The organism is Acinetobacter sp. ANC 4910 (assembly GCF_004331035.1).
Lineage (GTDB): Bacteria > Pseudomonadota > Gammaproteobacteria > Pseudomonadales > Moraxellaceae > Acinetobacter.
On sequence record NZ_SJNT01000009.1, the window covers coordinates 149,481 to 161,572 of the forward strand.

Here is a 12,092-nt window from a genome sequence, read left to right on the forward strand (position 1 = left end):
TAACGATTATGGACAAGCTTTATCATCAAGAACTTTATGCACTGATTGACATTAACAACTGCTATGTCAGCTGTGAACGTGTATTTAACCCCAAATTGAATGATAAGCCTGTAGTCGTGCTCAGTAATAACGATGGTTGTGTCATTTCACGCAGCAATGAAGCCAAAGCTCTGAATATTTCCATGGCTGTACCTTGGCACGAAATTGAACGCGAAGCATTAAAAGCAGGTGTGTACGTCTTATCTAGCAATTATCCGCTCTATGCCGATATGTCACGTCGTTTTTTTGAGATTTTAGGTGAGCACTTTAATGATCAGGACTTAGAACCCTACTCGATTGATGAATGTTTTATAAGGCTTACTGGTTACACACAACTTTTCGATATCGAAGAATATTGTCGAGAACTTGTGAACAAAATCGCGCAATGGCTTGGCTTACCTTGTTGCATCGGAATAGGTTATTCCAAAACTCAGGCAAAACTTGCCAATCATTTTGCAAAGAAGCGGAAGAGTTTTAATCAAGTCTGTTTTTTACCCACATTGGACTTATGCAGCTTTGAAGGGCTGCTACTCGAAACGCCTGTAGAAGAAATTTGGGGCATTGGACGAAAAATCAGTAAAAAATTACAGCATTATGCCATTCATAATAGCTTTGACTTAACTTTTGCCAATGAAAATTACCTCAGTAAAGAGTTTTCCGTGCTCATTGCACGTACAATCCGTGAGCTAAAAGGTCAGTCCTGTATTGCATTAGATGATCCAACATTACCAGCAAAAAACATCCTTTCATCGCGTAGTTTTGCCAAATCACTGTCACAAAAAGAGATCATAAAACAAGCGCTGATTTTTCATGTCAATCGTGTACATAAACGCCTCATGCAACAGCAGCAACTCTGCGCCTGCATCCATGTTTCTTTATATGAAAAAGTCCCTCAATCACCACATAAAAAAAGCCATTCACATGCCGTAGGTTTAGAATATGCAAGTGATGATCTTTTAGTTTTAAACAGAGCTTCTCTTCAGCAAATTGATGTTTTATTTGAAGAAAATAAAAAGTATGTGAAGGTTGCAGTCATGCTTTCTGCTCTACATCCCAAAAGCCAGCATATTGATGACTTATGGCAACCCATCAACTTGATTCAACAACGCGAAGAACTGATGAAAATTTTGTACAAAATGAAACATCGTTATGGTTCAGATTGCATACAAATTGGTTATCATTCCAACAGTACTACATGGCAGATGAAACAACTGCATCGTTCGCCCCGTTATACAACATGTTGGAATGAAATGTTAACAATTGATGATTCTCTATTCAGCCAAAAGACATGTAAATGAGCTGTTTTGGTCAATTTATACTTTAAAAGAAAATAACTGCTATATCGTAAATTTTGTCATTTTTTAACATTGCCAATTGTTAGCAAAGTTCGCAATATATGTCCCAAGTTCTGGTACATGCTTTCTACAATAATTCAAATAAAAATCAAAAGACTTGTAGGATACTATGCCATAATAAGCAAACTTTGCAGAGATCTTGCAAAGCAATATTGCAAACTTAAAATTGGAGCGTGCTGAATGAGTTCGACCATTTTGGTCATTCATGGACCGAATTTAAACTTACTAGGAAAACGAGAACCTGAAGTATATGGTTACTTGACCCTAGAGGATATCAATCAGCAACTCATCTCTCAAGCGCAAAATGCATCAACAACGCTCAATACTTTTCAAAGTAATTGGGAAGGTGCCATTGTCGACCGAATTCATCAAGCGCAACAAGAAGGTGTACAGTTCATCATTATTAATCCTGCAGCACTGACACATACTTCAGTTGCAGTACGTGATGCCCTTCTTGGCGTAGCAATACCTTTTATTGAAGTGCATTTGTCAAATGTTCATGCCCGTGAAGCATTTCGACATCACTCCTATCTTTCCGATAAAGCCGTTGGCGTAATTTGCGGTTTAGGTGCTAAGGGTTATGCCGCTGCACTCGATTATGCCCTCGAAAAAATTCAACCATCTAAGTAATCATAATCAGGAATACTGTCTCATGGATATTCGTAAAATCAAGAAACTCATCGATTTGATGATTGAATCTGACTTACAAGCGATCGAAGTCAAAGAAGGTGATCAATCGATTGCATTGACTCGTCGTAGTCCAGTCGTTGCTGCAGCAATTCCTGCAATGCCAGCACCATCAGCAGAAGCTCCTTCGGCAGCAAAATCTTCACCACGCGGTGCAGTAGAAACTTCACCAATGGTTGGTGTGTTTTATGCAGCACCAAGCCCAGGTGAAGCAACATTTATTAAAGTGGGTCAAACTGTAACTGCCGGTGAAACACTTGGTATTATTGAAGCAATGAAAATCATGAACCCAATTGAGGCAACTCAAAGCGGTGTGATTGAAGAAATTCTTGTGAAAAACGGTGAAGTGATCCAATTCGGTCAACCTTTATTCCGCTATCGCGCATAACACCACGGGGTCTCACAATGTTGCAAAAAGTTCTAATTGCAAACCGGGGTGAAATCGCTTTACGTATCACCCGTGCTTGCAAAACATTAGGAATCAAAACGGTTGGTATCTATTCCGATGCTGACAAAGACCTAATGCATTTACGTTTTTGTGATGAAGCTGTCTGCATTGGTCCAGGAGCGAGTAGCGAGAGCTATTTAAATATTCCTGCAATTATTACTGCAGCAGAAATTACAGGTGCAGATGCCATCCATCCTGGCTATGGCTTCTTATCTGAGAATGCTGAGTTTGCTGAAATTGTAGAAAACTCTGGCTTCATCTTTATTGGTCCACGCCCAGAACATATTCGCCTGATGGGGAATAAAGTTTCTGCAATTACCGCAATGCGTAAAGCAGGTGTACCAACTGTACCTGGTTCTGCCAATGCAGTAACACCACAAAACGCTCTTGCTGAAGCAAAAGAAATTGGCTTTCCACTAATTGTGAAAGCAGCTTCAGGCGGTGGTGGTCGTGGTATGCGTATTGTAGAACAGGTAGATACCCTACTTGAGTCTGTACAAGCAGCTCAACGTGACGCAGAAATGTGGTTCGGTGATGATACGGTATATATGGAACGCTTCCTGCAAAAACCACGTCACGTCGAAATCCAAGTTTTGGGTGATGGTAATGGTCATGCAATCCACTTATTTGATCGTGACTGCTCTTTACAACGTCGTCACCAAAAAGTGCTTGAAGAAGCGCCAGCACCAAACTTACCAGAACAAGCACGCGCTGACATTTTAGAAGCATGTGTGAATGCATGTAAGCTTATGCAATACCGTGGTGCAGGTACATTCGAGTTCTTATTTGAAGATGGTGAGTTCTTCTTTATTGAGATGAATACCCGTGTTCAAGTAGAGCATCCTGTTACAGAAATGGTTACAGGCATTGACATTATTGAGCAGCAATTACGTATTGCCGCAGGTCTTGGACTTGAAATTGCTCAAGAAGATGTTGAATGTAAAGGTCATGCCATGGAATGCCGTATCAATGCAGAAGATCCTTCTACATTTATGCCATCTCCAGGTAAAATCGAGCATTTCTATACACCAGGTGGTGCAGGCATTCGCTTAGACTCTCATATCTATCAGGGTTATAGCATTCCGCCTTACTACGACTCAATGATCGCCAAGCTGATTGCACATGGTAAAGATCGTGAAACTTGTATTGCTCGTATGCGTCAAGCCTTAGATGAAATGATCCTGACTGGAATTAAAACCAATATTCCTTTGCATAAGGATTTAATTCTACAAGACAAAAACTTCTGCAAACATGCAATGGATATTCACTATCTAGAAAAGCATTTGTTGAAGCAACTTGAAGGTCAAGCTGAAAAAGCAGCGTCTTAATTAGCAAACCCCGAATCAATAAAAAAGCCAGTCAATTGACTGGCTTTTTTATTGATTCGTATAAAGTCGTTTATCAGAAAAAACTCACGGTAAGACCCGGCGTAAAGTTGCAAAACATTGTCCTGCTTTTTCATTATTACAAAAGTTAATGGTCGTCGGATTTTTCCATTGTACAAAATACTGAGAAATTTCACCGGACTGGTCTTGCTTATACCCAGAACAGTCTGTTTCATTATTATCGTATTTCACCTGTAACATTAAAATAGGAAGTTGAGCCGCAACATCTCTCGAAGCCTGATAATCATAGATTCCTGTAGACCATTCTTGACCACTTTTAATGAATACGTCGTTATTACTTTTAAAATTATAGTATTCAATACATTTTTTATTATTTGGAATTTCCATTCCCCACAAACCTACAATTTCAGGTCGTGTCATAATACGAATCGTATTGGCACCACGATCTGCCTCATCTTGAGCATCTTGTGTTGCAGTAGAACTTTCATTTGCCATGCTCATTGCTGAACATAACATCAAGATCACTGTAAGATATGCTTTTTTCATATAGTTAATCAGCCATTGCATCCCTGCAAATACGTTATCATATTTTTAAGCAAAACCACCGCTTATAACCATTTCACTACAATCTATTTGTATAAAAAAATGCATTTTCATCATCATGGTACTAGCACTTTCCTCTTCGAAATCTATAGAATGATTTCCGACAGCTTTTAAAATCAAAGCTAATATTGAGTTTACTTTTATTTTCTTCAATTGCTAGAAAATCATAACGCTTAAATTAAGGATGATTATTTGCAAATGCAAATCAGACAACTTATAACTCCTTCCATTCAACAACAATCATATGCATTTTTAATAATCGCAACCGTAATTTTTGCTTGCTGTCTCATCGGGATATTTACACGTCCAATCACTTTTTTAGCCTTATTATGGCCTGCTAATCCTATATTATTGGGGTTGTTTTTACGATTTCCAAAACTCAATATCCTTGGAGGTTGGTTGGGTGCAATTACCGCCTATCTCCTTGCAGATTTGGTTACAGGTAATTCAATTGAAATTACACTGTATTTAACTATATCAAATTTAATTAGTGTCTCCGTCCCTTTAATTTTGGTTCATCTCACAAAATTGGATTATCATGACTATAATAAAGGCTTGAGTTTTCTATATTTATTTACCATGTGTACTTTGGGAGGCTGTCTGCTAAGCGCTTTTTTTGCAGTTCAAAGTATCACACATGTACCAAACAGTTTTATGTCTCCAGAACGTTTTTGGACTGAATTTGGCATGTGGTGGACAGGAGAAGTTTTTAACTTTGTGACTTTTCTCCCCTTAATTCTTACCTTCCCAGCAAAGAAAGAAAGTCGGCAATGGATTTTTGAACTCTTTACTGAGCCGTTAAAAACCAGTGATATTTTACCTTTCATCGCTATTATCATTTCCGTCGCTTTCACGCACATATTTTTTGGCCCAGGTTCACTACTTTATCCTTTAGCAGCCTTAATTTGGGCAGCACTTAGCTATAGATTATTCACTGTTGCCTTTATTAATAGTGTGGTCTGCATAGTGACCTACCATAGCTTAACCTACTTTTACTTATCATCTTCATCCAATGCTTTCTTAAGCACGACCATATCTATTCGTATTGGGTTATGTATGCTTGGAATTGCACCACTTATTCTGTGTGCAATCAGCCAAAATCGTCAAAAGCTTTATCATCAAGTCCTCGACTACGCAAATCATGACAGTTTAACAAACACATTAAATCGACGATATTTTCTGGAACAAAGTCAATTATTTATTCAAGAATTTCAAAATAAATCTGTAGCTATTTTAATGATAGATATTGACCATTTTAAGCAAATGAATGACCGATATGGTCATCATGTTGGTGATTTGGTGTTGCAACATTTCGCAAAATTAGTAAAACACAAAATTGGTTTTAATGATTTATTCGCACGTATTGGTGGCGAAGAATTTACTGTGCTAACGCTGAATACATCACTAAAAGAAGCAATTGAATTAGCAGAACGCATTCACCATAGCATCGAAACCGCAGTTTTAAATATTGAAAATCAGTTTCAAATTCAGATGACCATTAGCATCGGCATCGCACATCAAAGCTTACCTTTATCTGGAACATTACAACAACTGATTGTTCGAGCAGACCAAGCCCTTTATAGTGCAAAAGCACAAGGGAGAAATCAGATTATTATTTCGACTTAATGAGTATAAGGCAGTAGATCTGGAGTAAAACAATAATGAAGTTTTCGGAATATCAACAGTATGATGGTTTAGGATTAGCTGAACTGGTCGCTAAAAAAGAAGTTCACCCTCATGAGTTACTGCTCACAGCACTCCTAAGGGCTGCGGAAGTAAATCCTAAGCTCAATGCTATTACAATTCCAATGCATGACTATGCACAAAAATGCTCTCAACAATCTCTTCAAGGTGCGTTTGCAGGCGTTCCATTTCTTGTAAAAGATTTATTTCAAGAGTTTAAAGGCTATCCAAGCACCTTTGGTAGTAAAGCATTTAAACGCGCAAATTATATTGCCCAAACCAATTCTGAAATTGTCAATCGCTGGGAAAAGGCGGGTATTGTGACGTTTGGTCGAACCAATACACCTGAATTTGGAATAAAAAGCATTACTGAGCCAGAAGCATGGGGAACTTGCCACAATCCATGGAATTTAAAGCATAATAGTGGTGGTTCTTCAGGCGGATCAGCCTCTGCTGTTGCAGCTGGTATAGTGCCTCTTGCCGGTGCAGGCGATGGTGGCGGTTCTATCCGCATCCCTGCTTCTTATTGTGGTTTGTTCGGCCTAAAGCCCAGTCGAGGTCGAACACCGTGGGGACCACATTTAAGTGAAGCCATGCATGGAGCAGCTATGCAACATGTATTGACCAAATCAGTGCGAGATAGTGCAGCCATGCTGGATGCTACACATGGCTCCGAACTACATTCTCTTTTTTCAATTAAAACACCAGAGCAAAGCTATCTAGATATTATTCAACGCCCACCTAAAAAACTCAAAATTGCCTATAGTGTGAAATCTCCTATAGGAACCAAGGTTTCTAGTGAAGCAGAAGTAGCGATTTTACATACTGCACAGTTACTCGAATCTTTAGGACACATCGTGGTTGAGGCTCAACCACCTATCAATGGCATGTCATTAGCCAAAGACTTTATCACGACTTGGTTTAGCCAGTTCGCTTATACCATTCAAGAAACACGGGCTCAGCTTAATATTCAAAATGATGATTTTGAATTGGATTCATTAGCTTTGGCTGCATTTGGCGAAACGACAACAGCATTACAATATATTCATAATCTTAATAATTGGGGCCAATATGCAGCGCAGATGAATCATTTTTTTGAACAATATGATTTGTATCTCATTCCATCAACTGCAACTACAGCACCTAAAAATGGTGAAATTAAAACACCCTTATGGCAAAAACAATTGTTAAAAGGTCTGCTCAAAATAGGACAAGCACATCGACTTGCAGAAGGAAAATTTATTGAAAAAATTATTAAAGAAAATCTGAAATGGGTGCCATTTACCCAACTAGCCAACATTACAGGCTTACCTGCAATGTCCGTTCCACTTTATTGGAACAACAATCAACTTCCTTTAGGCTCACAATTTGTTGCACCCTTCGGCAGAGAAGACCGACTTTTACAATTGGCACAACAATTGGAACAGGCCCAACCTTGGGCAAAAAAATATAGTGAAATTAAGATTTAACCTTAGCCAAACGGTCTTTCTGTACTTTATTGGGCAATCCCGCAACAAAAATTAAGCCAGTAAATACAGAAAGTCCTGCAATCATGAAAACATGTTCACCTGAAATTTCAGTCCAGTACTTACCCGCCAACAAACTACCAGAAGCAACACCTAATCCCCACATTGTGCTATAAAGTGCCTGTCCACGTCCCTGCTGTCCAGACATAAAATTTTCAAAGATAATACGCATCGCAATCATATGAAAAAGACCAAAACTAAAAGCATGAATCGTTTGAGCGAATAATTGCATCAAAAACATATTCGGGAAAAAGCCGACGATTAACCATCGAATACCCGTCAGTATCAAACAAATGCTCACCAAGAAACGCCATGAGAATGTCTTAAGAAAGATATTCGCAAAAGCAAACATAATAATTTCTGCTATTACACCAATCGCCCATAAAAACCCAATTTCAGTTGTTGAGTAACCAACCTGCTTAAGATAATTACTGTAAAAACTATAAAAAGGAGCATGTGATAGCAACATTATAAATTCAATAAGGAAAAAGGATGCGACTACTGGTTTTTTTATAATTGGCCATAGCGGTTCAAGTTGTTTTTGTGATTTTGGTGCACTTTTAGGTTCATGAATGGTGAATGACCATAAAAATGCTAAAAATGAGATACAAAGCAATAAAATGGGAAGCGTAGAAATAGGGATTATTTCTAATAATGCCCCTATACAAAATACACCTGTGATAAAGCCTATAGACCCCCATTTTCGAACTTTCCCATATAATTCTGCTTTTTTTTCACCCAACCAGAATAATGTCACACCTTCAAATTGCGCTAAAATTGCATTTTGGAAGAAACTGAAAATCAACATCAGCAAGGCGATCGACTGAAAACTATTTGGTATAAGAAAAATTAAAAACCATATACAAGCTTCCATCCAAGTAGCAATTCTGACTAACAACATCCGTTTACCAGACTTATCAGCCACCCAGCCCCATATGAATGGTGCAAAAAAACGAGTGATAATTGCTATGGAAGATAAAACACCAATTTCCTGAAAATTAAAGCCTTGGTCTTCTAAATAAAGACTCCAATACGGCATAAATGTTCCAACAATGCAATAGTAAAAAAGATAGAAACCACCTAGTTTAGTTGTCATTGGAAGAGGTTGCATTAAGTTGCATTCCTTTGTATTTTCAATAAGTTAATGAATTATATAGTTACATGGGGTTGTATACAGTTTGCGTGTTTTGCAGATGAACAGTCTACAAATCTTTTTTAAGAAAATTATTTCAAAATTTGTATACTTTAAAAAATATGCCATATTTTATCACTTTAGATGATAGATACCCATAGCTCGAAGAATAAGAATAAAGGACTGCTCCTTTTCTAGATTAAATAAACAATTAAATCTGGTAAACTGTAATGTAAAAGAGGATAAATTATTTTAACGTCGAAAATAAGAATTGTTCATAAGTCTTCACTTAAACACTAACCTTAATTTATTAAAATATATGAACCCATATTGTCAAAGGATTGGAAACAATTAAACTTAATCATTTAACATCACCATTACTTATAATGATTAATAAATCTAAACCCTTCTTAAGTTATGAGTTCACCAACTTGAATCATTAAATTGTTTTGATGACAAAGCTAATAAGCACATAAAGATGCTTAAATCCATGCAAAATAATCTGAGACATTTCGAGCTTTGGTTTTAACTAAATTGTACGTTCTTCAGTAAGCTAAATAAAGTCTCTATTTTATTGCACTATCTCGGGTAATATCCATCTTCTTTTGATATCTAATCTTTCGACTAATTATTCAGCCATTTTAATATCTACCATATGTCCATTCTGATAATCTTTACTCGCAATCTCTCCTGGCTAATTCATAATTAAATATAGCTTCGAAAAAGAACCCATCCATCGAGTTTTTACCTCGTTTTTCAATTACTAATAAAGCCTATACCATTGAATCCGCTAATTTTTACAGATAGCTAATGTTGTTTAATAGATCTATAGATAATAACTTTATTTTTATCAAAATATGATCCAAAATCGTCAAATTTCCATTTATGCTTATTCATTAATCATTTTTATCGTAAGCATATTTTTCAAAAAATTTTAGTTTGAATTCAAATAGCCATGACATTTGCTCATCATTACATCTACATTAAAAATCAATTTTTAGAGTTTTTTATGCATTTTATACTATTAAAAAAATTCACAATATTTGGTTATTTTAGTAAAAAAATTTATATTTATTAAGAAATTATTTATCAAGAAAAGCCACCTTAGGTGGTTTTTCTAATCTATTAATAACTAGGAAGCTCTAAACTGATTTTCTCAATAAATTTCTCTTGCTCATTCAGGTTTATGAATTTCAATCTTTTCACGCTACCCACATTAAAATGAATTACAACAAAAAAAGATGGTTCACTCTTAATTTCCATATACTGAATTAAATCTGTATTAACGATCACATCATTTACACGAATTAGCATCCTAGCACCACAATTAAAAACTTCCTCTATATTAATAATCATAAAATATAAAATCTAGAGAAATATTATAGATTAATTGAACGATTAGTTCATGATCAAACAACATTAGAAAATTTAAATTAACTTAACAAATTCATAAATTTAAACTATATTAAAAATACCAATACCGTAAATACAAATAAATCATTTTTTTGTAAATCTAAATAATAAAATTAAGTACAGATAAATTGCTATAAATTTTAAAAAATCTAAATCCTGGCAAAGATAAAGACTACCAATTAGAGAACTAGTTAAAATATAAAACTACTTAACTAGACTAATTTAATTTTATTAAAAAACTAAATAAATGAAAAATGTTCAACTATTTCCATAATAGATTCCTCGCTGAAATTAAAACCATGCATTTAATTTTTTAAATCTAAATGTCAAAATTACCCTTGTGTAATTAAATATAAACTAAAATTAACGATTAAAATTTCAAGATTTTTAAAAAAATATTAATCAAAAACTTAATAATATTAATACTAGAATCTATTGAAATCCCATAGCGGTAGGAAAAATATAAAATTTAGGGTAACTGAATATTTAAAGTTTTATTTTATATTATCATAATGTATATAAATTACTTAAGTCGTGCAAATGTATTCTGAACTAAGTGCCTAATTTTATATAACGACTAAGGCATATAATTATTGTTCTATCGTGTATTGGATTTCTTTGGAATATTTGCCCTGATTACTGATTTTTCTATTTATTCTCTCAATAATTTCGAGTTATATCCCTTATCAGCACAAAGAACATCAGTATCTGTTCAATCTACTTTATCAACTAATATAGGTGCAACTTTCGCATCATGAGTTAAAAATTTAATTAGGTTCTCATTCGAATCTACTGCCAAATGAATTTTAGAACTATTCCCACCGTTACTTCTTAAAATGTCCTGATCCTCAACCCTATAGTATGTTGATGAGTTTGAATATGATTGCCATCAATAAATACTTATTCTATATCAAGATATTGAGATAATAATTAAATATTTTTAGTAGCTTATTGTCTTTAGACCAACGAGTGAATTATTTAAAGATCGTGTTAGATTTACCTAAAAAATTCTGATAAATCTCGCCAAAGACAGCCAGCTCTAATTCTATAAAGAATTGCTTCGATAAAATTTCTCAGCTTATGCTTAAGATAGATACCAAAATTGTGGCTAGTAGATTTCAGCTTTAACCCTTGTTGATCAGTCAGCATTGAATGTTACTTTCTCGTTTTTTTCACAGTGAAAGTAAAAAATCCTAATCAATTGAAACTTAAATAATGATTGAGTTTAAGAATAACCAATAAAATAGCTTGTCATGTAATGACTTAGGACGTATAAAACACCGCAAGCCAGATGGTAATTTGATTGGGATCAGTCCAAACTACCTTATGTTTGAGATGTGCAGGAATATTAATGTAATCGCCCGCGGACAATTTACATGTTGAACCGCTCTCAAATTCTAAAGTTGCTTCCCCTTCAACAAGCATGATCCATTCACTCTCATCCTGATCATACCACCCTGTATCAGGAGAGCAATGCCCTTTAGAAATAATACGCTCTATCCTTATTGTTGAAGCATGAATAATGTTCTCAAATACTTCTAAACTTAGATCTTTCGGCAGTGAATCAAATATATTGACTGAATTCATGCCCATAAATTCACCTCAACTTATATTTCTTATCATTGGAGAGTTTTATTATAGAATGGGCAAATAAATTTACTCTTATTTTATAATGTGTAATAAAGAAACACCCCCTAACGTTGGTTAGGGGGTGTTTAGAATAATGAGCTGGCGATGACTTACTCTCACATGGGTAACCCCACACTACCATCAGCGCTAAGAGGTTTCACTTCTGAGTTCGGGAAGGGATCAGGTGGTTCACTCTTGCTATTGTCGCCAGCACAACTGTTTATGACTATT

The 12,092-nt window shown here is 35.5% G+C and carries 9 protein-coding genes, 1 rRNA gene and 1 pseudogene; 6 read left to right on the forward strand and 5 right to left on the reverse strand.

The window, feature by feature from the left end:
* Positions 1-8: 8 nt before the first annotated feature.
* The 4 genes from E0H82_RS11670 (at position 9) to accC (ending at position 3,857) form a co-directional block, all read left to right on the forward strand.
* Positions 9-1,337 (forward strand): Y-family DNA polymerase, encoded by a 1,329-nt coding sequence (locus E0H82_RS11670; RefSeq protein ID WP_131264957.1) that lies wholly within the window; start codon positions 9-11, stop codon positions 1,335-1,337.
* Between the two features lie 237 nt (positions 1,338-1,574).
* Complete coding sequence (aroQ, locus tag E0H82_RS11675) at positions 1,575-2,024, forward strand: type II 3-dehydroquinate dehydratase (protein ID WP_131264958.1); 450 nt, start codon at positions 1,575-1,577, stop codon at positions 2,022-2,024.
* Between the two features lie 22 nt (positions 2,025-2,046).
* On the forward strand, positions 2,047-2,469 hold the full coding sequence (gene accB, locus E0H82_RS11680) for an acetyl-CoA carboxylase biotin carboxyl carrier protein (protein ID WP_131264959.1): 423 nt from the start codon (positions 2,047-2,049) through the stop codon (positions 2,467-2,469).
* A 17-nt stretch (positions 2,470-2,486) separates the two neighbouring features.
* The gene (gene accC / locus E0H82_RS11685) at positions 2,487-3,857 is read left to right on the forward strand and encodes an acetyl-CoA carboxylase biotin carboxylase subunit (protein ID WP_131264960.1); all 1,371 of its coding nucleotides are present in this window, start codon (positions 2,487-2,489) and stop codon (positions 3,855-3,857) included.
* 84 nt (positions 3,858-3,941) lie between these two features.
* Here the strand turns inward: accC and E0H82_RS11690 are convergent, their stop codons facing one another.
* Positions 3,942-4,442 carry a hypothetical protein gene (locus E0H82_RS11690; protein ID WP_171458288.1) on the reverse strand — a complete coding sequence of 167 codons (501 nt, stop codon included), beginning with the start codon at positions 4,440-4,442 and terminating at the stop codon, positions 3,942-3,944.
* Between the two features lie 234 nt (positions 4,443-4,676).
* Between E0H82_RS11690 and E0H82_RS11695 the strand changes: the two genes are divergently transcribed.
* Entirely contained in the window at positions 4,677-6,104 is a 1,428-nt protein-coding gene (locus tag E0H82_RS11695; protein WP_131264970.1) for a GGDEF domain-containing protein, read from the forward strand.
* A gap of 35 nt (positions 6,105-6,139) precedes the next feature.
* Positions 6,140-7,630: an amidase gene (locus E0H82_RS11700; RefSeq protein WP_131264962.1), complete on the forward strand. Its 1,491-nt coding sequence runs from the start codon at positions 6,140-6,142 to the stop codon at positions 7,628-7,630.
* On the opposite strand, the gene E0H82_RS11705 is transcribed toward E0H82_RS11700, so the two are convergent.
* From E0H82_RS11705 to rrf, 4 genes and pseudogenes are all read right to left on the reverse strand, one after another.
* Positions 7,620-8,798, reverse strand: coding sequence for an MFS transporter (locus tag E0H82_RS11705; RefSeq protein WP_131264963.1), 1,179 nt, complete (start codon positions 8,796-8,798; stop codon positions 7,620-7,622). The two genes, E0H82_RS11700 and E0H82_RS11705, sit on opposite strands and share 11 nt — an antisense overlap.
* Positions 8,799-10,812: 2,014 nt before the next feature.
* Positions 10,813-11,381 (reverse strand): annotated as a pseudogene (locus E0H82_RS11710) (IS5 family transposase); the annotation flags it as partial.
* A 114-nt stretch (positions 11,382-11,495) separates the two neighbouring features.
* Positions 11,496-11,825 (reverse strand): cupin domain-containing protein, encoded by a 330-nt coding sequence (locus E0H82_RS11715; RefSeq protein ID WP_228258652.1) that lies wholly within the window; start codon positions 11,823-11,825, stop codon positions 11,496-11,498.
* 133 nt (positions 11,826-11,958) lie between these two features.
* Positions 11,959-12,073: ribosomal RNA gene (gene rrf / locus E0H82_RS11720) — 5S ribosomal RNA — on the reverse strand.
* Positions 12,074-12,092: the final 19 nt, after the last annotated feature.

Bases quoted from the DNA above. Each gene is read 5' to 3' on its own strand.
- accC (WP_131264960.1), top strand. From the start codon at position 2,487: ATGTTGCAAAAAGTTCTAATTGCAAACCGGGGTGAAATCGCTTTACGT.
- E0H82_RS11670 (WP_131264957.1), top strand. From the start codon at position 9: ATGGACAAGCTTTATCATCAAGAACTTTATGCACTGATTGACATTAAC.
- E0H82_RS11690 (WP_171458288.1), bottom strand. From the start codon at position 4,442: ATGCAATGGCTGATTAACTATATGAAAAAAGCATATCTTACAGTGATC.
- E0H82_RS11695 (WP_131264970.1), top strand. From the start codon at position 4,677: ATGCAAATCAGACAACTTATAACTCCTTCCATTCAACAACAATCATAT.
- E0H82_RS11700 (WP_131264962.1), top strand. From the start codon at position 6,140: ATGAAGTTTTCGGAATATCAACAGTATGATGGTTTAGGATTAGCTGAA.
- aroQ (WP_131264958.1), top strand. From the start codon at position 1,575: ATGAGTTCGACCATTTTGGTCATTCATGGACCGAATTTAAACTTACTA.
- accB (WP_131264959.1), top strand. From the start codon at position 2,047: ATGGATATTCGTAAAATCAAGAAACTCATCGATTTGATGATTGAATCT.
- E0H82_RS11715 (WP_228258652.1), bottom strand. From the start codon at position 11,825: ATGGGCATGAATTCAGTCAATATATTTGATTCACTGCCGAAAGATCTA.
- E0H82_RS11705 (WP_131264963.1), bottom strand. From the start codon at position 8,798: ATGCAACCTCTTCCAATGACAACTAAACTAGGTGGTTTCTATCTTTTT.